Source organism: Sphingomonas sp. G-3-2-10, assembly GCF_012927115.1.
Lineage (GTDB): Bacteria > Pseudomonadota > Alphaproteobacteria > Sphingomonadales > Sphingomonadaceae > Sphingomonas.
In genome coordinates this window covers 195171-217619 of sequence record NZ_JABBFY010000001.1, presented here as the reverse complement: position 1 = coordinate 217619, position 22449 = coordinate 195171, and the positions used below count along the sequence as shown (strand labels likewise).

Annotated in this window: 18 protein-coding genes; 9 read left to right on the top strand and 9 right to left on the bottom strand. The window is 66.9% G+C overall.

Translation table 11 applies throughout. The features are described 5' to 3' along the window. Positions 1 to 14 precede the first annotated feature (14 nt). Positions 15 to 2246, top strand: coding sequence for a TonB-dependent receptor (locus HHL13_RS01100; protein WP_169553942.1), 2232 nt, complete (start codon positions 15 to 17; stop codon positions 2244 to 2246). Between the two features lie 100 nt (positions 2247 to 2346). Here HHL13_RS01100 and HHL13_RS01095 read toward each other — a convergent pair whose 3' ends face one another. The 9 genes from HHL13_RS01095 to HHL13_RS22415 form a co-directional block, all read right to left on the bottom strand. Beyond that, positions 2347 to 2826 (bottom strand): MarR family transcriptional regulator, encoded by a 480-nt coding sequence (locus tag HHL13_RS01095; protein ID WP_169553941.1) that lies wholly within the window; start codon positions 2824 to 2826, stop codon positions 2347 to 2349. 31 nt (positions 2827 to 2857) lie between these two features. After that, complete coding sequence (locus tag HHL13_RS01090) at positions 2858 to 4168, bottom strand: MFS transporter (RefSeq protein ID WP_169553940.1); 1311 nt, start codon at positions 4166 to 4168, stop codon at positions 2858 to 2860. A 17-nt stretch (positions 4169 to 4185) separates the two neighbouring features. Continuing rightward, positions 4186 to 4938 carry a hypothetical protein gene (locus tag HHL13_RS01085; RefSeq protein WP_169553939.1) on the bottom strand — a complete coding sequence of 251 codons (753 nt, stop codon included), beginning with the start codon at positions 4936 to 4938 and terminating at the stop codon, positions 4186 to 4188. Next, positions 4935 to 6404 (bottom strand): hypothetical protein, encoded by a 1470-nt coding sequence (locus tag HHL13_RS01080; RefSeq protein WP_240953586.1) that lies wholly within the window; start codon positions 6402 to 6404, stop codon positions 4935 to 4937. The genes HHL13_RS01085 and HHL13_RS01080 overlap by 4 nt, the downstream gene beginning before the upstream one ends. Next, complete coding sequence (locus HHL13_RS01075) at positions 6404 to 7279, bottom strand: amidohydrolase family protein (protein ID WP_169556704.1); 876 nt, start codon at positions 7277 to 7279, stop codon at positions 6404 to 6406. Before HHL13_RS01075 ends, HHL13_RS01080 begins: the two co-directional genes overlap by 1 nt. 11 nt (positions 7280 to 7290) lie before the next feature. Further along, the gene (locus HHL13_RS01070; protein ID WP_346775454.1) at positions 7291 to 9375 is read right to left on the bottom strand and encodes an acetate--CoA ligase family protein; all 2085 of its coding nucleotides are present in this window, start codon (positions 9373 to 9375) and stop codon (positions 7291 to 7293) included. A 125-nt stretch (positions 9376 to 9500) separates the two neighbouring features. Further along, positions 9501 to 10337 (bottom strand): p-hydroxycinnamoyl CoA hydratase/lyase, encoded by an 837-nt coding sequence (locus HHL13_RS01065; RefSeq protein WP_169553938.1) that lies wholly within the window; start codon positions 10335 to 10337, stop codon positions 9501 to 9503. A gap of 142 nt (positions 10338 to 10479) precedes the next feature. Next, positions 10480 to 11904, bottom strand: coding sequence for an aldehyde dehydrogenase (locus HHL13_RS01060; RefSeq protein WP_169553937.1), 1425 nt, complete (start codon positions 11902 to 11904; stop codon positions 10480 to 10482). A gap of 102 nt (positions 11905 to 12006) precedes the next feature. Continuing rightward, on the bottom strand, positions 12007 to 12498 hold the full coding sequence (locus HHL13_RS22415; RefSeq protein ID WP_169553936.1) for a MarR family transcriptional regulator: 492 nt from the start codon (positions 12496 to 12498) through the stop codon (positions 12007 to 12009). 151 nt (positions 12499 to 12649) lie between these two features. On the opposite strand from HHL13_RS22415, the gene HHL13_RS01050 reads away from it, so the two are divergent. From HHL13_RS01050 to HHL13_RS01015, 8 genes are read left to right on the top strand one after another with little or no spacing between them, the layout of a single operon-like run. Continuing rightward, complete coding sequence (locus HHL13_RS01050) at positions 12650 to 13132, top strand: TRAP transporter small permease subunit (RefSeq protein ID WP_169553935.1); 483 nt, start codon at positions 12650 to 12652, stop codon at positions 13130 to 13132. Further along, positions 13129 to 14436, top strand: coding sequence for a TRAP transporter large permease (locus HHL13_RS01045; protein ID WP_346775453.1), 1308 nt, complete (start codon positions 13129 to 13131; stop codon positions 14434 to 14436). Before HHL13_RS01050 ends, HHL13_RS01045 begins: the two co-directional genes overlap by 4 nt. A gap of 5 nt (positions 14437 to 14441) precedes the next feature. Continuing rightward, positions 14442 to 15470, top strand: coding sequence for a TRAP transporter substrate-binding protein DctP (gene dctP / locus HHL13_RS01040; protein WP_169553934.1), 1029 nt, complete (start codon positions 14442 to 14444; stop codon positions 15468 to 15470). Then, entirely contained in the window at positions 15467 to 16597 is a 1131-nt protein-coding gene (locus tag HHL13_RS01035; RefSeq protein ID WP_169553933.1) for a CoA transferase, read from the top strand. Before dctP ends, HHL13_RS01035 begins: the two co-directional genes overlap by 4 nt. Next, positions 16594 to 17604 carry a CoA transferase gene (locus HHL13_RS01030; protein ID WP_169553932.1) on the top strand — a complete coding sequence of 337 codons (1011 nt, stop codon included), beginning with the start codon at positions 16594 to 16596 and terminating at the stop codon, positions 17602 to 17604. The genes HHL13_RS01035 and HHL13_RS01030 overlap by 4 nt, the downstream gene beginning before the upstream one ends. Continuing rightward, positions 17601 to 18734, top strand: coding sequence for a CoA transferase (locus tag HHL13_RS01025; protein ID WP_169553931.1), 1134 nt, complete (start codon positions 17601 to 17603; stop codon positions 18732 to 18734). Before HHL13_RS01030 ends, HHL13_RS01025 begins: the two co-directional genes overlap by 4 nt. Then, complete coding sequence (locus tag HHL13_RS01020) at positions 18731 to 19978, top strand: CoA transferase (RefSeq protein ID WP_169553930.1); 1248 nt, start codon at positions 18731 to 18733, stop codon at positions 19976 to 19978. Before HHL13_RS01025 ends, HHL13_RS01020 begins: the two co-directional genes overlap by 4 nt. Further along, entirely contained in the window at positions 19975 to 22296 is a 2322-nt protein-coding gene (locus HHL13_RS01015) for a 2-hydroxyacyl-CoA dehydratase family protein (protein WP_169553929.1), read from the top strand. The genes HHL13_RS01020 and HHL13_RS01015 overlap by 4 nt, the downstream gene beginning before the upstream one ends. The last annotated feature ends 153 nt before the right edge of the window (positions 22297 to 22449 follow it).

The following is a 22449-nucleotide window of genomic DNA, read 5'->3' as shown; positions in this document are numbered from 1 at the left end:
CGGGAGAGGGTTCGATGATCAATCGTTCGCAGATTCGCGCTGTGCTTCAGGGTACCGCCTGCACAATGGCCGTGCTGGCCTTCCACGCCGCGCCGGCCTTCGCGCAGGACGCGGAGGAAGCCCGCGACGACGATGGCAAGCTGACCGAGATCGTAGTCACCGCCGAGCGCCGCAACCAGAACCTGCAGGACGTGCCGATCTCCGCCACCGTGCTGACCGGCGACGATCTGGGCCAGAAGGGCATCACCAACCTGAACGACATCCAGCAGGTCGCGCCCTCGGTGGCGATCAACACCTATAACCGCTCGACCTATATCAACATCCGCGGCGTCGGCATCGCCCAGTCGGCGCCGACCTCGAACCCCGGCGTCGCCTATTATATCGACGGCCAGTCGATCACCCACGAGTTCTTCATCGGCCAGAGCTTCTACGACATCGGCTCGATCGAAGTGCTGCGCGGGCCGCAGGGCACGCTCACGGGCCAGAATTCCACAGGCGGCGCGGTGTTCGTCCGCACGCCCGAGCCGCGCTTCGACCAGTTCGGCGGCGTGGTCGACGCCAGCTATGGCGATTACAACCTGATCCGCGTGATGGGCGCGGCCAATCTGCCCTTCAGCGACAATTTCGCGATGCGCATCGCCGCGATCACCGAAACGCGCGACAGCTTCACGACCAATGCCGGCCCCAGCGTGAGCCAGCCGGGCAATCTCGATCTGTTCGCGATCCGCGGCAATCTGGCGTTCCGCAGCAGCGACGATCGCCTGAAGCTCAACGTCCGCGCCGAATATTTCGTCAACGATACCGACAACAACGCGATCAAGAATCGCAACGACTACACGCTGAACGTCCGCACCGGCACCAACCCCTTCCTGATCTCCGAAGACGCGATCTCGCGCCAGCGGATCGAGGGGTATCGCGTCAATGCCGAGGTTCGCGCCGACATCACCGACGGCATCCGCCTGCGCGCCATTTCGTCATGGCAGGACGCCTATGTCGCCGATCAGGCGGACGGCGACCGCACCTCGGTCTCGCCGCCCAACGCAGCGACCACCAACAATGCCGGCAACGGCGTCGGCCGCGCCACCAGCAACCGTTCGGACTTCCGCACCTGGACGCACGAGGTGAACATCCTCTCCAGCGGCGAAGGCTCGCTCAACTGGGTCGTCGGCGGCTTCCTGATGGACGAGACCATCCCCGTCCGCCTGCAGCGCGACCAGACCAATACCGTGGTCTATCAGACGCCGGCCAACACCAGCATCACCCATGCCGACAACAACACCAAGTCGCTGTTCGGCCAGGTCAACTGGTTCGCCACGCCGGAACTCGAGCTGATCGCCGGCGCGCGCCACAGCTGGGACAAGCAGGTCTATGACCGCATCCGGATCGGCGCCGGACAGGGCGTGACCACCGGCCCGACCGTGGGCACGACGTCGCAGTCGAGCCGCGAATGGACCGGCAAGCTCGGCATCAACTATCACCTGAGCGACGACACGATGCTCTACGTAACGGCGTCGAAGGGCTACAAGGCGGGGGGCAACAACCTCGCTCTGGTCACCGGCGCCCCTGCGGTTCCGGTCCCCGGCTTCCTGCCCGAAAAGAACTTCGTCTATGAAGTCGGCTTCAAGACCGAGATCCTCGATCGCCACCTGCGCATCAACGGCGACGTCTTCTATTCGGATTACAAGGACATCCAGCTGCAGAGCCTGCAAAATGGCGCGCCGCTGACGCAGAATGCGGCGAGCGGCCGGGCCTATGGCGGCGAGCTGGAAATCACCGGCCAGTTCGGCGGGCTGAGCTTCAACGGCGGCCTCAGCTATCTCAACGCCGAATTTGCCTCGAACGCGATGATCCAGAACACGGTGACCAACGCGCTCCAGGCGATCACCAAGGGCGACCGCCTGCCCTTCTCGCCCGAATGGACGATCAACGCGGGCGTCCAGTACGAGATCCCGCTGGGCGGCGACCTGTCGCTCACCCCGCGCGTGCAATGGTCGCACCTCGGCGAACAGCTGGCGACGCCCTTCCCCAGCATCTCGTCGATCGTGCCGGGCCGCGACATCTTCGACGTGCGCCTCTCGCTCAACATCAACGACCGCTATCGTCTCGAAGGTTACGTCTCGAACGTGACCGACAAGGTCTATATCGCCTCGCAGGTGCAGAACTCGTCGAGCGCCGCGGGCGGCATCATCTTCGGCGCGCCCCGCCAGTTCGGCGTGCGCTTCGTGGCGAAGTTCGGCGGGGAGTAAGCTTTCCGAGCATCGGAACGAAGAAGAGCGGCGAGCCGAAAGGTTCGCCGCCTTTTTGTGCCCCCACTTCCCTCTCCCCTAGCGGGAGAAGGAGCTCACCTTACCTTTCCTTCGCCTCGATCCGGCCCAGCAGGTCGATCAGCATATCCCGCTCGGCGTCGGAGAGATCCGACAGCATCTCCGCTTCATGCTCGGCGATCCGCGCGAGGCACTGGTCGAGCAGCTTGCGGCCTTCCGCGGTGATGGTCAGCGCAAACGCACGGCGATCGCCCTGCGCCACCTGCCGGTCGATCAAGCCGCGTTCGACCAGATCGTTGATCAGTGCGACCATGTTCGCGCGCTGGATTCCCAGCACGCGGCCGACCGAGCCCTGATTGGCGCGCGGGTTGCTCGCCACGACCGAGAGGATCGCAAGCAGCACCTGCCGCATCCCCGTTCCCGTCAGCGCGCGCGAAAAGTCCGCGCCGAACGCGTTCGACGCCCGCCGCAGATGATAGCCGACCAGCCCCGAAAGCGGCCCGAGCGTCACCGCTTCGCCGCTACCTGAATCCGCGATGCTCAAATCCTGATTTGTCCCCATCCTGCGGGGATAGTCAGGATCGCCGCCCCGCTCAAGCCGCCGCCTTCTGCACCCGCGCCAGCACCACCAGCGCGATCGCCGCGACCAGCGAGCCACCCGCCATCAGCATCGCCACCACCGGCAGGCCATAGCCCGCCGCGAACAGGAAGCCCGCGATCGCCGGCGCCGCCGCCGATCCACCGCGCCCGATCCCGATGACGAAGCCGGTCGCGCTGGCGCGCACCTCGGTCCCGAACGAGCGCGCCACCAGCGCATAAAGGCCGACCACGCCGGCATTGGTGAAGAAGCCCGCAATGGCCGCGATCGTCGTGAGTTCGTCCAGCGTCGCCTGACCGCGCCCGAACAAGGTGATCATCACCACCGAAGCAAGCATCGCCGCCACGGTGAGCGCCATCAGGCGCACCTTCGCGGTCAGCAGGCCGAGCAGCACCGATCCGGTGACCCCGCCGACATTGGCCGCGATCAGAACGCCCGCCGCAGCGGCAGGCTCGAACCCCATGTCCACGACGATCTTCGGCACCCATTTCAGGATGAAATAGAAGGTCATGATGTGCGCCAGATAGGCGATGGTCAGCAACACCGTCGGCGCCAGGTTGGCACCCGAAAACAGGCGCGCGATCGGCACCTTGGCCGCCTTCACCGCCACCGGGGGCAGCGCGTCGACGGCGGCGTGGCCCATCCGGGCCAGGGTGGCATTGATCCGCTCCAGCGCATTGGCCGGGCGGCGGGTCAGCAGGAACGAGATGCTCTCCGGCGAGCGCCACAGCACCAGCGGAATGAACGCCAGCGTCGCCACCGCGCCGAAAACGAATACCGCACGCCAGTCATATTGGACCAACAGCCTTTGCGAGATACTGCCGCCGATGATCGCTCCCACCGGATAGCCCGCCGCCATCAGCACAACCGCGAGGTTCCGCCGCGCGAGATTGGAGACTTCGGCCACCGCCGCGTTCGTCGCTGCGAGCATCCCGCCGACACCCAGGCCGGTCAGGACGCGCCAGCCGGACAGTTGATAGACGTCGTGCGACGCCGAAGCGCCGAACATGCCCGCCGCCATCACGACGAGGCACAACAGGATGGTGTTGCGCCGCCCGATCCGGTCAGCCAGTCCTCCGAGCAGCAGCGACCCGATCGCCATGCCGATCAGCTCCATCGACAGCACGATGCCCAGTGCGGCGCGGTCGATCCCCCAATCCTTGGCGATGCCCGGCGAGGCAAAGCTGATCGAGAGCACGTCGAACCCGTCGAGCGCGTTGAGGCCGATCATGATCGCCACCACGCCCCACTGGAAGCGCGACATGGGCTGGTTATCGACGATGGCCTGCGGATCGTTGGACGGCATCTGCTCCCCCGGAAATCTTATTGTTTTGGCTCAATACTAATTTCCACGCGGCGAAGCGAGGGGGCAATGAGTCCGTCGAACGCTTCGTCCGCGCTGGAGCTTTCCCTGCCCGTCGCAACGCGCGCGACGGTGACGCCGCGAAGCTGGAAGGCGCGGGCCATCGCGTCGGCGCGGGCCTTCGCCAGCGCGCGCGGCTCGGACAGGTCGAAACCCGAAACCCGCTCCCGACGGGTTGCTGCATGGCCGGTGATCGTCACCGTCGCGGGCTGGACGTCGAGGGCGTAGTTGATCGCCGCGTCGAGATAATAGTCGCTCAGCTGATAGGTGACGAAGCTGCTGCCATGATCGAACGGGATGACGAAGGTCCGCGCGGCGAAGGGCTGCGCGGGCTTTGTCCGCTCCTCATAGAGCGGCCGCACGTTCCGCTTCGGCAGCGCGAATTTGCGGCCGGGAAAGCCCTCGGCGGGCAGCATGTGGCGCGTGCATCCCTGTTCCAGCACCGAGACGCGCACCGGATCGAGCACCACGCCGCCGCACGGATCGCTCTGCCCCTGCGCGACGAACCCCTCGACCAGCACCGCATGGTTCCAGTCGGCCTTGGTCGGCGACGAGGTAATGTCGTAGCGGACGCCGCTCGCCGGATCCTCGGCCAGCCAGCAGCCCGATTTCTTGCCCGCATCGGTATCGCGATAGACCGGGCAGGCGACGAAGCGCACCGCCTCCCGCGCATCCGCGGCGACCAGCGCGAACAGGAGGACCAATGCCTTCACAGCGCGCGCATCAGGTTCACGAGGTCGCGCTTTTCCTGCTCGGTATAGCCGATCGAATAGCGCCGGTCGTAATAGTCGATCACCCCGCGCAGATCCTTCGCGCTGCCGTTGGAGAAATAGGGTGCGCGCGCCGAAAGCCCGCGCAGCGTCTGCAGCGTGATCCGCCCGACATCGGCGCATTTGCCCGTGGTCAGCGCATAGCCGGGATCATGGGTGTAGATGACGCGGCCGTAGTGCGGATGCGGCTTCCCCTTGCAGGTGACGCGGAACAGCGGGAGGTACGGCTGTGGGTCGGCAAAGGGCAGATTGGTCGTGCCCAGATCGACCTGACCCGGCGCCACGTCCATGCCCATATACGACATGTTGTGGCAAAAGACGCAGCTGTTGCGCACCGGATTGCCGAACCCGACCGGCGAGTTGATCCCCGCACTGTCGGTGATGAGGAAAGTCTTGTCGCGGAACACCCGCGCCCCGCGCGCGACCGAGTCCCGGAATTCGCGCACTTCCTTGGGCAGCTTCGCCTTCTCGGCTTCGGGCAGTTTCTCCCACGCCTCGAACTCGCTCCACACCGGCGTGCCCTGACTGCCGAGGCGGCCCGGTGCGGAGACGAGCAGCTTCATCGGCCCACCCTCCGCGCCATCGGCGTCCAGCATCGTCCCGCTGCTGTCGCGCTGCTGCGCCACGAACAGGCGGCGCTCGAAATCGAGGATGCGGGCGATGTCGCCGGCATCGAGATTGCGGGTAAAGGCAAGGTGCGTCGCCGCCGCATCGCGCATCTGCGCGGTCAGGGTCGGTACGCGCCCATCGGCCATCAGATTGCCCGCAACGGGCTTGTTCGTCTCGGGATCGAGCGCCAGCGGCATCCCCGCCTTGGGATCGTAGGCGAACCCCATCGCCTCGATGAACTTGAAGTTCGCCACCGGGCGCGGGCGGCGGAACACCGAGATATGCGGGTTCTTCGACTTGATCCCCCAGACGGGATCGAGGTTGCAGGTCGATGGATCGCGCACGACTTCGATCGCGAAGTCCGCGCCCTTCACCGGCCAGGGCCGCGCGATGCGGATCAGGCCGTGGTCGAGCAGCAGCGAATGCGACGCGCGATCGCCTTGCGGCAGGCTGGGGCAGTTCGATCCGTCCACCGCCGCGAACAGCGGGTCCTTCGCGCCGTTGCGCGTCCATTGCCGCTGCACGTCGGGCACCGCGAGGCTCATCGCATTGGCGGGCTGATGGCAGGTGACGCAGGCGCGGCCGTTGGGACCGATCGGTTCGAAGAAGGGATGCCCCTTCGTCTCCATCGGCCCGCCTTCGAGCAGCAGCCGCAGCGTGCCGCCTTCATTCTCGTACTCGAGCTTCGCCGGGAACGTCCGCCCCTCGCCCGGCTGCCACCAGTGATCGGGCTTGTCCGTCGCCGCCGCCAGCCCGAAACCGAGCAGCGCGACCGCAAGGGCAAGCACGCCGAACCGCATCAGGCCGCGCCGAACAGCAGTTTCGCGGCGTTGCCCTTCAGGATCGGCTCGCGCAGTTCGGGTTTGAAGCCAGCGGAATCGAACGCGGAAATCCATTTATCTGGCGGGATCAGCGGGAAATCGCTGCCGAACAGGAATTTGTGGCCCAGCTGCGAGTTCGCATAACGCACGATCTGCGGCGGAAAATATTTGGGAGACCAGCCGCTCAGGTCGATGAAGACATTCGGCTTGTGCAGCGCCATCGACAGCGCCTCGTCGGTCCACGGCCAGCTCGGATGCGCGAGAATGATCTTGATGTTGGGGAAATCGACCGCGACGTCATCGACGAGGATTGGCTGGCCATATTTCAGGCGAATGCCGCCGCCGCCCGGCATCCCCGTGCCCATCCCCGAATGGCCGGTGTGGAAGATCGCGGGCAAGCCGTAATGGTCGATCACTTCGTAGAGCGGCCACGCCATCCGGTCGCCGGGATCGAAATTCTGGAGCGGCGGGTGGAACTTGAATCCCGCGACGCCATACTCCTCGATCAGCTTGCGCGCCTCCAGCGCTCCAGCCTTGCCCTTGTGCGGATCGATCGAGGCGAATGCGCGCATGATGTCGCGGTTTTCCGCGGCCGCCTCGGCAATCTCCTCGTTGGCGATCCGCTTGATCCCGGTCCCGGCCTCCATGTCGACCGTGAACAGTACGAAGCCGATCCTGCGCTCGCGATAATAGGCGATGGTCTCGGGGATCGAGGGCCGCTTGGCGTCGGTCTTGAAATAGATGCTCGCCGCTTCCTCGAACTCGGCCTGGATCGGGTCGAGCGGCTGGCGGCAGCTATGCTCGGCATGGACGTGGATATCGATCGCGATCAGTTCATCCCAATCCGCATCCATGCCCATCGCCGTCACTCCGCCAGCATCAGCGCGTCGAGCGCAACGGCGCCCTCGCCCTTGGGGAACACTACCACAGGATTGAGGTCGATCTCGCGGATCGCCGGGGTACCGCGCAGCAGGCGCCCCACACCCTCGATGATCTCCGCCACCGCATCCACGTCCAGCGCGGGCGATCCGCGCCAGCCGTCGAGCAGCGCGCCGCTCTTGAGCTTGCGCAGTTCCGCCACGATCGCTTCGCGGGTCAGGTCGGCCGGCATCAGCCGCACGTCCTGAAGGATCTCGGCTTGCACCCCGCCGAACCCGGCGAGGATCACCGGACCCCATTCGGGATCGTTGCGCGCACCGACGATCAGCTCGGCCCCGCGCTTGCCCATCGCTTCGATCAGCGCGCCGTCCAGCGCCAGCCCCGGGGCATAGGCCGCGACATTGCCGTACAGCTTCGCCCAGCCCGCTTCGAGAGCGGCTTCGTCGGCCAGGTTCAGGATCACGCCGCCCGCATCGCTCTTGTGCGACAGCTCGGCCGACTGCGCCTTGAGCGCGACAGGATAGCCGATCTTCGCCGCGACTGCCTTGGCCTCCTCGACGCTCGCCGCGAACCCGCCCTTGGGGAACGGGATGCCCAGCGGCGCGAGCAGTTCCTTCGAGCGATATTCGGGGATCACCCCCGACGGCACGTCGACCGAAACCGCTTCGGCATCGGACTTGGCGAAGTCCCGCGCCTTGCCCAGCAGCGCGATCGCGCGGAAAGCACGGTCGGGTGACGGGAAATAGGGCACGTTCAACTCGCGCAGACCGGCAATATATTCCGCCTGCACCGGCGCGCCTTCGTCGAGGCCGGCGAAGATCACCGGCTTGCCCGGCTCGAGCGACTTCACTGCTTCGATGATCGGCACCAGCTTGAGCCGCGCGGTGGTCTGGTCGGTCTGGATGATGCCGAGCACCACCGCCGCATAGGCGTCGTCGTCGAGCAAAGGCGCCAGCGTGCGGCGGTACAGGTCGGGATCGACCAGAGCCTGCGCGGTCAGGTCCATCGGGTTCGAGACCGGGATGAAATCGGGCATCGCCGCGCGCAGCGTCGCGCTGGTCTTCTCGCCCGGCGCGGGCAGATCGACGCCGATCGCTTCGCACAGGTCGAGCGTCAGCGCCTTGAACGCACCGCTCTCGGTCAGCACCGCGGTGCCGCCCGCCGGGATCGCTCCGCAGCGGCTGGCGAGATCGATCACGTCGCCCAGTTCCTCCAGCCCGTCGACCAGCACCACGCCGGCGCGCTCGACCAGAGTCTTCATCACCTGCCAGTCGCCCGCCATCGCGCCGGTATGCGTCGCGGCGGACTCGCGCGCCGCGCTCGACTTGCCCGGATGGAGCAGCACGATCGGCTTGCCCGCCGCCCGCGCGCGCTCGGCCAGCGCCAGGAACGCAGCGGGCTTGCGGAACTGCTCGACGATCATGCCGATCACCGCGGTGTTCGGATCGTCGAGCAGATAGTCGACATAATCCTCGACCCCCGATGCGGCTTCGTTGCCGGTCGAAACCGAGATCGAGATGCCCAGCCCTTTCGACATCAGCGTGGTGCCCAGCACCACCGCCATCGCGCCCGACTGCGACACGATGCCGACACCCGGACCGTTCAGCTCGATCACCGGCGTCTCGACGAAGGTCAGCGGAATGCCTTCGACATAGTTGGTCATGCCGAGGCAGTTCGGCCCCTCGATCACCATGCCATGCTCGGCCGCGATCCGCGCGACTTCGCGCTGCGCCGCCATGCCTTCCTCGCCACCCTCGGCGAAGCCCGCCGAGAAGATCACCGCCGCGCCCACGCCGCGCGCGGCCAGCGCACGGACGGTATCCAGCACCGCGCCGCCCGGGATCGCCAGCACCGCCGCGTCCACGCCCTCGGGCAGGTCCGCGACCGACTTCAGGCACGCGCGGCCTGCAATCTCGTCGCGCTTGGGATTGATCAGGTGGATCGGACCGGAAAAGCCGTGCCGCTCCAGATTCTGGAGCACCGAATTGCCCAGCGCTCCCGGCTTTTCGGACGCGCCGACGATCGCGACCGAGCGGGCTTTGAGCAGGCGTTCGAGGTTCAACTTGGCCACGCGACTCTCTTCTTGCTTCTGGTCCCTCGAACGAGGGGATGGGGTGGAGAACTCATGCGGCGGAGTGTCAGAAATGACTCCTCCACCCCCAACCCCTCCTCCGGGGAGGCGGGGCTAATTCGGGGTCAGGCGCCCTGCTTCGACTTGTCGTACGCGCCGAGGCCCGGCTTGTAGGTCTTGTCGTCGATGAACTGCTTGATGCCTTCCTTGCGGCCGTCATTGTCATAGCTGTTCGCGGCTTCCTGCATCCGGACCAGATATTCCTCGGCATCGTCATAGCTCAGCACCGAGACGCGACGGATCGCGTCCTTGGTCGCCTTGAGCGCCACCGGGTTCTTCTTGAGCAGGACGTTGGCGACTTCGGTCACACGGTCCTTCAGCTTGTCGAGCGGGAGCGATTCATTGACCAGGCCCCATTCCGCCGCGGTCTTGCCGTCGACATTCTCGCCCATGATGGCGTGGTACATCGCCTTGCGGAACGGAAGCAGCTCGACCGCGATCTTGGTCGCGCCGCCGCCGGGCAGGATGCCCCAGTTGATTTCGCTGAGGCCGAACTGCGCCTCGTCGGCGGCAAAGGCCAGGTCGCAGGCGAACAGCGGGCCATATGCGCCACCGAAGCACCAGCCATTGACCATCGCGATGGTCGGCTTCTGATACCAGCGCAGGCGGCGCCACCAGCCATAGCTCTCGCGCTGCGCCTGACGCGTCGCGCCGAGGCCCTTCGCTTCGGTCTCGCGGAAATATTCCTTGAGGTCCATGCCGGCCGAGAAGGCGGTGCCCTCGCCGGTCAGCACCAGCACGCCGACATCGTCGCGGAATTCGAGTTCGTGCAGGACTTCCATCATGTCCTGGTTGAGCGTCGGCGACATGCAGTTGCGCTTGTCGGGACGGTTGAAGCGCACCCATGCGATGCGATCGACGACATCATAGGAAACGGTGCCGTTGGAGCTGAGGTTGGTCATAAGAGTCTCCGTTCCCCTCCCTGCAAGGGAGGGGCTAGGGGTGGGTATCGACGCGCCAGCGTCGAATTCGGCAAGACGGGGGAAGAAGCTCGCTACGCTCGCCACCCACCCCCAACCCCTCCCTTTCAGGGAGGGGAGTTTCTTAGATCGGGTAATGTCCGGCTTCGGTCTCGATGGTGATCCAGCGAAGCTCGGTGAAGCTGTCGATCCCGGCCTTGCCGCCGAAGCGGCCATAGCCGGAGGATTTGGTGCCGCCGAAGGGCATCTGGGCTTCGTCGTGCACGGTCGGGCCGTTGACGTGGCAGATGCCCGACTTGATCTGGCGGGCGACCTTCAGGCCGCGTGCGGTGTCCTTCGTGAACACCGATGCCGACAGGCCATATTCGGTATCGTTGGCCAGTTCGACCGCATGGGCTTCGTTACGCGCGCGAATCACGCCGACGACCGGGCCGAAGCTCTCGTCGCGGAACAGCTTCATGCTCGGCGTGACCTTGTCGATCACATGCGCGGGCATCAGCACGCCATTGGCGTCGCCGCCATTCACCTGCACCGCACCCGAAGCGACCGCATCGTCGATCAGCGACTTCACATGATCCACGGTCTTCTGGTCGACCACCGCACCGAGGGGGGTCTTGCCCTCGCGCGGATCGCCCACCGGCATCGACGCGACCTTGGCCGCGAACTTCTGGACGAAGGCATCGGCGACGCTGTCGAGCACGATGATCCGCTCGGTCGACATGCAGATCTGGCCCTGGTTCATGAACGCGCCGAACGCCGCGGCCTTCACCGCTTCGTCGAGATCCGCGTCGTCGAGGATGACCATCGGCGCCTTGCCGCCCAGCTCGAGCAGCACGGGCTTGAGATGCTCGGCTGCGCGCTTGGCGATGATACGGCCAACGCCGGTCGATCCGGTGAAGTTGATCCGGCGGATGTGCGGGTTGTCGATCAGCGCGCCGACGATCTCGGGCGCATCCTTGGGCGCATTGGTGACGATCGTGACCGCACCCTTGGGCAGCGCTTCGTCGAACGCTTCGGCGATCAGCGAATGGGTGCGCGGGCACTGCTCACTCGCCTTGAGGACGACGGTGTTGCCGCAGGCCAGCGGCACAGCCACGGCGCGGACCCCGAGGATGATCGGCGCGTTCCAGGGCGCGATGCCGAGCATCACGCCGACCGGCTCGCGCAGCGCCATCGCAATGCAGCCCGGCTTGTCGCTGGGGATCACTTCGCCGCCGATCTGGGTGGTGAGCGCGGCGGCTTCACGGACCATGCCGACCGCCAGCATCAGGTTGAAGCGCGCCCAGCCTTCGGTCGCGCCGATCTCGCCCATCATCGCATCGACGAACTGGTCGGCCTTGCCTGCCAGCGCATCGGCAGCCTTGTTGAGCAGCGCGCGGCGCGCATTCGGACCCATTGCCGACCATGCCGGGAAAGCAGCGGCGGCAGCTTCGCAGGCGGCATCGGCATCGGCGACGGTGAAGGCGGCGGCGGTCGTCGCGACCTCTCCCGTCACCGGATTGATGCGATCGAAGGTGGTTGCCTGTTCGGCGACCAGCGTGTCGGACATTTCAGCCTCTCCTGCTCATGAATTGTTATGTTGCATAGCTTATTGATTCAGGCAGCACAAGGCCCCCGCACAAAAGTACGCAAATATGAGCTTTAGGTGAGGTCAGTTGCCGCGCGAGGCGCGGATATAGGCATCATAGACCTTGTCGAGCGCGCGGCTGATCACTGCCCGCTCCTCGTCGGTCAGCACCGCGAGCGCAGTCGATTCGGTCTCGTCCATCATCCGGGCGAGCGCGTCGAGCTCGGCCTTTCCGGCCTCGGTGATCGACAGATGGTTGCGCCGGCGATCCTCCTGCGATCGCGTGCGGATCACCCAGCCGCGCTTCTCCAAATCGTCGACCAAAGGCACCACCGCCGACTTGTCGAGACCCACTTCGGTGCTCAGCATCGCCTGCGAGATGCCGGGATTGGCCGAGATGATCTCGAGCGACGAGAACATGCCCGAACGCAGCTTCCAGCCCGCGGTGTTGGTCGCGAAATCGCGCGCGAGCTTGTTCTGGACGCGACGGAACCGGAAGCCGAGCGCCCTGCCCAGCCGCCCCAGATCGACATGCTCGACCTCGTCTTCCACCTTGTCCGCCATCCGCTCACGCACCCTTTTATCGTCGGGAAGAGCGCTAACGCAGAAAATGGAGTCTCGCAAACAATCCCGACTCAAGATAGTTGATGACAACCATTGTTATTTCTGCAAACTTATTTGGCAGATGGGCATCTGAGCGATTCAGCAAGCCCGCAGGGAGAGGGTCATGGACAACACGGCCGGACCGCCGGAAGCGCCGAGTGGCGTACAGCGGTTCCTGATCTTTACCGGCTCGGCCGGACTGTTGCTCGCGATGGCGACCGACGCAATCGCAGTCCTTGGCCGCCATGCCGGATTCGCGGTGATCGGATCGATCGAGATCTTTCAGGTCGCGATCGTCGTCGCTTTGTCTTCCTGCGTGCTGATGGTCAGCCTGATGAATCGTCACGCCACGGTCGATCTGATCGTCGGCCGCGCCTCTGAGCGCACCAGGCACATCCTCGCCCAGATCGGTCGCGTGGCTTTGGCGATCACCTTCGGTCTCGTCGCGTTCGGATCGGCGTGGGTCGCCACCGATCTGTGGCCGACGACGGAGATGACCGAATTGCTCTCGATCCGCATCGCGCCGTTCCGGCTGATCTGGATCGCCGCCTGCACCATCGCCGCGATCCATTTCGCCGTCGAATTCGTGAAGGGGGCCCGCAAGTGACCCTGCTTCCCGAAACCATCGGCCTGATCGCCTTCGCGGTCCTTCTGATCATCCTGATGGCGGGCATCCCCATCGGCGCGTCGCTCGCGCTGATCGGCACGCTGGGCCTCGCCCTGCTGCTTTCGCCCGAGGCCGCGCTGATCAAGGTCGGCGTGATCGCGTTCGACACCGTGTCGCGCTACGAGCTGGGCGTCCTCCCCCTCTTCATGCTGATGGCGCAGATCTGCTTCGCGGCGGGCGCCAGCGGCGATTTCTTCGGCCTCGCCGCCAAGCTGGTCGGCCACAAGCGCGGCGGCCTGGGCGTCGCCTCCATCGGCGGCTGCGCGGGCTTCGGCGCGATCAGCGGATCGAGCCTCGCCACGGTAGCCACCGTCAGCGCGGTTGCGCTTCCTGAGATGCGGCGTCAGGGCTACCATCCCGGCTTCGCGGCTGGCGCGCTGGCAGCCGGCGGTACGCTCGGCTCGCTGATCCCGCCCAGCGGCGCGCTGATCGTGTTCGGCATCATCGCCGAACAATCGATCGGCAAGCTGTTCGCGGCCGCCGTCATCCCCGGCATCACCCAGGCATTGTTCTACGTCGCCGTGATCCTGATCATGGTCCGCTGGAAGCCCGAGTTGGCCCCGCCGGGACCGCGCGCGACCTGGCGCGAGCGTGGCGCGGCGGCGATCCGCATCGCCGACATCTCGCTGCTGGTGCTGTTCGTCGTCGGCGGGCTGGTGCTCGGCTGGTTCACCCCCACCGAAGCTGCCTCGATCGGCTGCGTCGGCGCGCTGGGTATCCTGTTGCTCCGCCGCAAATTCACCCGCGAAGCGCTGAGCCGTGCGCTGTTCGAGACGCTGCGCACCACCGGCATGATCTATGCGATCGTGATCGGCGCGATCGTCTTCTCCACCTTCGTCAGCGTCACCGAAATCCCCGATCACATGACCGCCCTGGTCGAATCGGCCGGCGCCTCGCCGACGATGGCGGTGATCGTGATGGCGATCATCCTGCTGCTGCTCGGATCGTTCCTCGACGGTCTGGCGCTGATGCTGCTGATGACGCCGATCCTGCTGCCGGTGATCCACAGCCTCGGCCTCAGCCCGGTCTGGTTCGGCATCTTCCTCGTCCGCACGATGGAGATCGGCTTCGTCCACCCGCCTCTGGGGTTCAACGTCTATGTGATCCACGCCGGCGCGCGGGACATTCCGCTGGGGTCGATCTTCCGCGGCGTGATCCCGTTCCTCGTCAGCGATTTCCTCCACCTCGCCATGCTGATCGCCTTCCCGGCGGTCGTGCTGTGGCTGCCGTCGATCCAGGGGTGATGCAGATGAAGCGCTTCCTCGCATTTGCTGCCGCGCTCACCCTTTCGGCCTGCGGCACGCCCGATCCGAACGTGCAGGTGCTGAGCTATGCCAGCCCCTACACCGCCACCCACCCCTTCAGCCGCGCCGACATCATCTGGATGAAGTGGATCGAGGCGAAGACCGGCGGGCGGATCAAGATCCACCCGCACTGGGGCGGGCATCTGCTCTCGTCTAACGAGAACATGCTCGAAATCCGCCACGGCGTCGCGGACATCGGCATGGTCACGCCGATGTATGCCCGCAGCGCGCATACCCAGCGGATCCAGCCCAGCTTCTATTCGGGCGTGAAGGATATCGGTCAGCAGATCGCGGTCTATCGCTGCCTCGCCGAGGAATTTCCGGCGATGAACGCCGAGCTTAAGGGCCTGCGCGTGCTCGCGGTGCAGGGCGGCAACTTCCCTGGCATCCTCACGCGGAACAAGCCGATCCGCAGCCTCGCCGACTTGCAGGGCCTGCGCCTGCGCGCCCAGGCCGACACGGCGGACGTGCTGCGCTCGCTCGGCGTCGATGTGGTCAACATGTCGATGGCCGAAGTCTATCCGGCGATGGCCAAGGGCGTGATCGACGGCGTGGTTGCCCCCGCCGACGCGCTGCGCTCGATGCACCTCGCGGACGTCGGCAAATATTTCTCGACCATCAAGATCCCGCGCGGCGCCTATCCGGGCCGGGCGCTGTCGATGCAGGTGTGGAACCGCCTGAGCGACGCCGACAAGGCGATCTTCATCGAAAGCGAGAAGGTGTGGGAAGACGCGATGGTCGCCTCGATCGATCGCGCGCTGATCGACGGGTTCGACTATGCGAAGGAAGCCGGGCTGAACATCATCCCGATGCCCGCCGCCGATCAGGCGCGCTTCGACGCGCTCTATCGCGACAACGCCTTCCGCATCGCGAAGTATCTCGAACCCTTCGGCGTCGATGGCCCCGGCATGGCCAATCGCGCTGCCCAGCTTGTCCAGAACGGCGTTCCCGCCGGTTGCGGAGACCCGAAATGACGCAAGCCCTTGAAGGCGTGAAGATCGCGGATTTCAGCTGGGTCGGCGCCGGCCCCCGCGCGACCAAGGACCTCGCCGATCACGGCGCGGTGGTGGTGAAGGTCGAAAGCGCCAAGCGGCTCGACCTCGGCCGGATGAGCCCCCCGTTCAAGGACGGCAAGCGCAACCCCGACGGATCGGCCTTCTTCGCGATCACCAACACCAGCAAGCTGGGCGTGACGATCAACCTCGCCGATCCGCGCGGCGTGGAAATCGCGAAGCGGCTGACCGACTGGGCCGACGTGGTGGTCGAGAATTTCGGCAAGGGCTTCATGGAACGCCTCGGCCTCGATTACGCGACGTTGAGTGCGAAGCGCCCCGAGATCATCATGCTCTCGGTCAGCGTCGCGGGTCGCACCGGCCCGATGTCGGACCTGCGCGGCTATGGCAACAGCGCCGCCGCGCTCTCCGGCCTCGCCGCCCTGTCGGGCTGGCCCGAAACGCCGCCGCACATGCCGCCCTTCGCTTATGGCGACGTGATCGCCCCGATGTTCGCGACGATGGGCGTCCTCGCCGCGCTCGAACATCGCCGGGTGACCGGCGTGGGCCGCCATATCGACGTCTCGCAGGTCGAGCCTTTGGTCCATATCCTCGGCGACGTGCTGGTGCAGGAGCAGCTTTCGCCCTCGCCCAAGCGCGGCAATGAGTCTCCGACGATCCGGCAGGGCGTCTATCCCGCGCGCGGGCATGACCAGTGGGTCGCCGTGGCGATCCGCGACGATACCGACGCCGCAGCGCTGGCGCAGTTGACCGGGGGGACGGACCTGGCAGGCTGGACCGCGACGCAGGACAAGCACGCCGTCGCCGATCGCCTCGCCGCTGCCGGCATCCCCGCCGAAGCGGTGTTCGACGGCCGCGACGTCTTCACCGATCCGGAGCTGGCCGAGGGCGGTCACTATGTTCGCATCGACGACAAGGTGCTGGGCAGCTGCGAGATGCCGGCCCCGCCGACGCACTTCTCGCGCTCCGAGATAAAGGTCACCCCGCCACCCAAGCTGGGCGAGCACAACGCCCATGTCTTCGAAGGCTTTCTGGGCATGAGCGCCGATGAAGTCGCGAGCCTCGCCGCTGAAGGAGTCCTCGCATGATGCTCAGCCATATCAGGGTGGTCGACCTCACCCGCGATCTCGGCGCCTACGCAGGAGCCCTGCTCGCGCGGCTCGGCGCTGAAGTCGTAACGACCGGCACGTCCGAACGCGATGCCGCCGAACTGGCGATGGACCAGCACGGCAAGGTGACCAGCGACACCCCGTTGCTCGACCTGATCGACGCCGCCGATATCGTCTTTCGCGGCCCCGAAGCCTGCCCGCCCGAACTCAGCCCCGAAGCACTGGCCATGCGCAACCCGAAGCTCATCGACGTCGCGATCCTCCCCTTCGACGCAGGCCGCGCCAATGACGGCCGCCCGGCGACCGATCTGACGCTGATGGCCCGATCCGGCCTGATGACCATCGTCGGCGATCCCGGCCGCCCGCCGCTCACCTTGCCCGGCCGTCAGGCCTGGGCGCTCGCGGGCATTCAGGGCGCCATCGCCGCGCTCACCGCGCTCCACGCCCGCGCCGCCGATGGGCTTGGCCAGCAGGCGCAGGTCTCGGCCTATCGCTCGGCCGTGCTCGCCAATTACCGCGAGCCGCTGACATGGGAGTGGAACGGCAAGGTCGGCACCCGCACCGGTAACCTCCTGATCCGCGGCAAGTCGGGCGTACGCCAGGTGTGGCGCGCGAAGGACGGCTGGGTCACCTGGGCCTTGGTCGACAACCAGCCGATGATGCGCGCCACCGTCGCGCGCATGGCCGAGGACGGCATGGCCGGCGAACTGGCGGAGGTCGACTGGGACGCGATCCTCGTCGCCGACATGCCGCAGGAAATCCTTCAGCGCTGGGAGTCGGTGGTCGAAGCCTGGCTCGCCACCAAGGACCGCGCCACGCTGACCATCCTCTCCAACAAACACGGCATGGGCCTCTCCGCGATCAGCGAAGTCGAGGATGTGCTGGCCAGCGACCATCTCGCCGCGCGCGGCCTGTGGGAAGAAGCCACCGTCGCCGGAAAGACCGTCAAGATCCCCGGCCCCCTCTTCCGGGAGGTCGGGCCATGAACGGCCCCCTCGCCGGCATCCGGGTGGTCGACTTCTCCAAGTTCCTCCCCGGCCCCTATTGCACCTGGCTGCTCGCCGATCTCGGCGCCGAAGTCATCCGCATCGAGCATCCGCGCGAACTGGCCAAGCAGGCGCAGGTATTCGGCTGGGACAAGCTGCCCGAGGCCGAGCGCGCCCGCATCCGCGCGCAGGACGTGTTCGCGCGCGGCAAGCGCAGCCTGCTGATCGATCCCGGCGCAGACGCCTCTCGCCCGGTGCTCGAGGAACTGGTCCGCCGCGCCGATGTGCTGGTCGAGGATTACCGCCCCGGCGTTCTCGCCAGCATGGGCTATGGCTACGAACCGATGGCCGCGCTCAACCCGCGCCTCGTCTATGCCTCGGTTACCCTTTGCGGCCAGACCGGTCCCTACCGCGACAAGCCCGGCCACGATCCCGTCGCCCTCGCCGTCGCGGGCGCCCTGTCGCGGATCGGCGAGGATCCCGACGCCCCCGGCTTCGCGGGCGTCCCCGCCGCCGATCTGCTGACCGGATCGAACGCCGTCATCGGCATCCTCGCCGCTCTCCTCGCCCGCGCCACCACCGGCCGGGGTCAGGCGGTCGACATCGCCATGTCGGACAGCGCGATGGCGCTGATCGGCAACGTCATCTCGCGCAACCCGGACCTGTCGAAAGCCCCGCCGCGCGGCCGCCACCGCGCCGATATCGGCATCTACCGCACCGCCGACGATCGCTTCCTCGTCACCACCGACATGGAGCCGCGCTACTGGCAGCGTTTCTGCGAAGCGATGGGCCGCCCCGACTATGCGCCGCTCCAGAACGACAAGGCCGCCCGCCCGGGCATCCGCGCCTTCCTCGAAACTGCCTTCGCCGAGAAGCCGCTGGCGCATTGGCTCGCGCTGCTCGGCGCAGCCGACACGCAGTTCGCGCCGGTTTCCTCCATCGAGGAAGCGCTGGCCGATCCGCACAATATCGCGCGCGGCATGGCGATCACCGTCGAGTCCGAAGGCGGCCCGGTCCGCCAGATCGGCTCGCCGATCCACCTCTCCGATACGCCCCCCGTCCCGCCCCGCGCGGCACGGATCGCCGGCGCCGACAATGACGACATATTGAAAGAACTGGGCCTCCAATGATCGACCCCACCAATCCCCGCCCGCTCGAAGGCTTGCGCGTCATCGACCTCACCCGCGCGCTGGCAGGGCCTTACGCCACGCTGCTGCTCGCGGGCCTCGGCGCCGAAGTCATCAAGGTCGAGGACCCCAAGGGCGGCGACCTCGCGCGCGAGAACAGTCCCTATGTCGGCCGCGACGGCGTGGTGATCGAGCGACGGCACGAGGACGATATCTCGATCTCGCACCTCACCCGCGCACGCGGCAAGCGCGGCGTCGCACTGAACCTGAAGCACCCCCAGGCGAAGCAAGTCTTCGCCGATCTGGTCCGTACCGCCGATATCGTGGTGGAGAATTTCACCGCCGGCACCGCCGACCGCCTCGGCGTCGGCTACGACTTCGCCCGCGAGGTGAACCCGCGCATCGTCTATGCCTCGCTCAGCGGCTTCGGCGCCGACGCGCCCGACGGCAAGGCGATGGACATCGTCATCCAGGCCCTTTCCGGCGCGATGTACACCAGCGGCGAGCACGATCATCCCCCGGTCCGCATCGGCATCCCGATGGCCGACATGCTCGCGCCGGTCTTCGCGGTGATCGGCATCCTCTCCGCGCTCGAACAGCGTCACCGCACCGGCGTCGGCCAGCATGTCGACGTCTCGATGCTCGGCGCGCTCACTTCATTCGTCGCGATCGAGAATTGGGCGGCGATGCGCGCGGTCGACATGCCTGCGCGTACCGGTCTCACGGTCCAGCGCCTCTCCCCCTTCGGCGTGTTCGAATGCGCCGACGGCTATGTCGCGGTGGTCGCGGTGCATCAGAAGCTCGCCGCCGGCCTGTTCCGCGCGATGGGCGAACCCGGCCTGATCGACGATCCCGCCTATGCCACGCGCGACAGCCGCGTCGCCAACGCCAACCAGCTCGAGGCGCGCATCAACGCCTGGTCGCGCACCCTGCCGCTGGCCGAAGTCGTCGCCAAGCTGGAAGCCGAAGGCGTCCCCGTCGCCGAAGTCCGCCATCCCGAAGATGCGCTGGTCGACCCCCGCGTCGTCGCGCGCGAGGAAACCAACGCCATCTCGCATCCGGCCTACCCCTCGGGCGACGAACTGCGCACCGCCGGAATCCCGATCCGCTTCTCGGGCGCGCGCACCGGCTTCGACGATGTGCTGCCGGTCGCGATCGGCGAGCATAACGGCTCGGTCTATGGCGACATCCTCGGCTATGACGATGCCAAGCTCGCCGCACTGACCGCCGCCGGCGTGGTCGCATGAGCGCGCTCGATCGCATCCTCGCCGCCGCCCGCGATCCTCAGAGCATCGCCGCCGAGCATCGCGCGGCGGGCAAGCGCGTGGTGTGGACGCTGGGCTGGGATATCCCGCGCGAGCTGGTCGATATGCACGGCCTCGCGCCGGTGCGCCTCGTCCCCGGCAATCACGACCGCACCGCCATCGACGCGCTGGTCGGCAAGGCCGACATGGCCGAGCGCGGGCTTGCCCTGCTCGCAGCCATCGCCGCGATTCCCCAAGGCGACGCGATCCTGATCTCGCACGCCGATGCCGACCAGCCCCAGATCTTCGCGACCCTGCGCGAACTCGGCCGCTGCGGCGCGATGGCGTTGCCCCCGGTCGCGTTCCTCGACCTGCTGGTAATCGATCGCGAGCCGACCCATCGCTACAACGCGACCCGCCTCGCCCAGACCCAGGCATGGCTCGCGAGCCTCGGCGGCACACCCGATTCCGGTGCTCTCGCCACCGGCGAAGCAATCCGCGCCGGGCTCCGCGCCCTCAACGCGCTGCGCCCACGCCTGACCGGCACCGAAGCCCACGCCCTGTTCGCCGCCGCCGCGACGCTCTCGCCCGCCGAACTGCTCGGCCTGCTCCCGCAAGTCCGCACCGAAGTCGAAGCCCGCGAGCCAAACGGCCCCCGCGTCCTGCTGAGCGGCGTCGAGATCGAGACGCTGGCCGAGATCGAAGCCATCGAAGCTGAACACGGCACCGTCATCGGCGAGGATCATGGCTGGGGCGAATCCCGCCTCGCCCCGCTGACCGACATCGCCCGCTGGACACTCTCGCCCAGCGCCGGCTGCTTCGCCTCAAGCCGCGAGCGCGGCGAACGCCTCGCCGCCCGCATCGCCGAAACCCGCCCCGACAAGGTGGTCCATTATCACGGCGACAATGCCGACACCGCCGCATGGGAAACGAAAGCGATCGCCGCCGCCGTCCCGCACGGCACCGGCTTCGCCATCTCGCCCGAGCCCCCCGCGCCCGCCCCGGAAGCGCCGAAGGGGGCCCGCCCCGCTCCCCCGCCGCGCAGCCGCAAGTCATTGAAGGCCATCGCCCGGTTCGGCGCCTATCAGCGCGACTGGTTCGCCGAGATCCGCGCCCAGGCCGCCGCCGGCGATACCTTCGCCGCGGTCAACGCCAATTCGCCGCAGGAAATGCTCCGCGCGCTCGGCATCCCGTTCGTGGTCAATCAATGGTGGGCCTCGATCGTCGCCGCCAAGCAGCAGAGCGCCCGCTACGCCACCCTGCTCGCCGCCGCCGGCCTGCCGCCTGCTGCCGAAGCCTATAGCGCACAGGGCGCCGCCGCCGCGCTCGACCATGACGCCGAAAAGGCGCCTTGGGGCGGTCTGCCCCAGCCCGACGTGCTGGGCGTCGTCCTCCACACCGATGCCGGGCCCAAGCTGTTCGAAGCATGGTCCGACCTGACCGCCGCGAAGCTGCAATGCTTCCAGCGCACCGTCGATTGCCGCTGGGAAATCCCCATCGACTGGTGGGACGGCCTCGCCGAGGACTGGGATCATTTCATCGAAGGCGAACGGCTCGACCTGTTCGAAGCCGAGCTGAAGATCGCCATCGCCGAGCTGGAGCAGATCAGCGGCAAGGCCTTCGATCCCGCCCGCCTCGCCGAAGTCATGGATCTCGTCAACGAGCAGGAGGACTACTACCGCGAAACCCGCGATCTCGTCGCCCGCACCGTCCCCGCGCCGATCAGCGTCGTCGATCAGATGCCCGCGACGATGGTGCCGCAATGGCATCGCGGGACGCTATGGGGCCGCGACGCCGCGAAGGACTTTTACGAGGAAGTCGTCCAGCGCGCCGCCGATGGTGACGCCGCCTGTCCCAATGAGCGTATCCGCCTGATGTTCGTCGGGCGCGGCGTGTGGGGCGATATGGGTTTCTATCAGCGCTGGGAGGAGAGCCACGGCGCGGTGTTCGTCTGCTCGATGTATCTCAGCCTCGCCGCCGACGGCTATATCCGCCGCCATGACCGTGGGAGGGACCCGCTCCGCGCCCTCGCCGCCCGCTTCGTGACGATGGGAGACGAACTGCGCATGGCGACCTGGGCGGGCGCGTGGAACGTCAAGGAAGCGCTGCTGCATCAGGTCGATGGCGCGATGGCCCTGTCAGACGCCGACCCGCTGGTCCTGCGCGCCCTGCGCGAAGCCGGGATCCCGGTGCTGGAGCTGGATATGGACAATTATGTCCGCGATCCGGGTGCGGAGGAGGATCTGAACCGCCGCGTCGTGGCGTTCCTCGAGGGCCCGGCGGCCGAGATGAGCGCGAAGCGGCTGGGGGTGACCGCCTAAACCCCTTCTCCCCTTGCGGGAGAAGGAATTTGGCTCACTCTCGGCGCAACGCCCGCATGTGACTTGCAATGTTGGATTCCACCTGCTTGGCTCAAGGCGCTCCGCAACCCGGAACCGCTCTTTGACATCCTCGCCAGCATCGGATTTCGGGGG

Excerpts from the sequence above, each read along its gene's own strand:
- HHL13_RS01100 (WP_169553942.1), top strand. The coding sequence starts at position 15 with ATGATCAATCGTTCGCAGATTCGCGCTGTGCTTCAGGGTACCGCCTGC.
- HHL13_RS01095 (WP_169553941.1), bottom strand. The coding sequence starts at position 2,826 with ATGGGGACAAATCAGGATTTGAGCATCGCGGATTCAGGTAGCGGCGAA.
- HHL13_RS01090 (WP_169553940.1), bottom strand. The coding sequence starts at position 4,168 with ATGCCGTCCAACGATCCGCAGGCCATCGTCGATAACCAGCCCATGTCG.
- HHL13_RS01080 (WP_240953586.1), bottom strand. The coding sequence starts at position 6,404 with ATGCGGTTCGGCGTGCTTGCCCTTGCGGTCGCGCTGCTCGGTTTCGGG.
- HHL13_RS01075 (WP_169556704.1), bottom strand. The coding sequence starts at position 7,279 with ATGGATGCGGATTGGGATGAACTGATCGCGATCGATATCCACGTCCAT.
- HHL13_RS01065 (WP_169553938.1), bottom strand. The coding sequence starts at position 10,337 with ATGACCAACCTCAGCTCCAACGGCACCGTTTCCTATGATGTCGTCGAT.
- HHL13_RS01060 (WP_169553937.1), bottom strand. The coding sequence starts at position 11,904 with ATGTCCGACACGCTGGTCGCCGAACAGGCAACCACCTTCGATCGCATC.
- HHL13_RS01050 (WP_169553935.1), top strand. The coding sequence starts at position 12,650 with ATGGACAACACGGCCGGACCGCCGGAAGCGCCGAGTGGCGTACAGCGG.
- dctP (WP_169553934.1), top strand. The coding sequence starts at position 14,442 with ATGAAGCGCTTCCTCGCATTTGCTGCCGCGCTCACCCTTTCGGCCTGC.
- HHL13_RS01035 (WP_169553933.1), top strand. The coding sequence starts at position 15,467 with ATGACGCAAGCCCTTGAAGGCGTGAAGATCGCGGATTTCAGCTGGGTC.
- HHL13_RS01030 (WP_169553932.1), top strand. The coding sequence starts at position 16,594 with ATGATGCTCAGCCATATCAGGGTGGTCGACCTCACCCGCGATCTCGGC.
- HHL13_RS01025 (WP_169553931.1), top strand. The coding sequence starts at position 17,601 with ATGAACGGCCCCCTCGCCGGCATCCGGGTGGTCGACTTCTCCAAGTTC.
- HHL13_RS01020 (WP_169553930.1), top strand. The coding sequence starts at position 18,731 with ATGATCGACCCCACCAATCCCCGCCCGCTCGAAGGCTTGCGCGTCATC.
- HHL13_RS01015 (WP_169553929.1), top strand. The coding sequence starts at position 19,975 with ATGAGCGCGCTCGATCGCATCCTCGCCGCCGCCCGCGATCCTCAGAGC.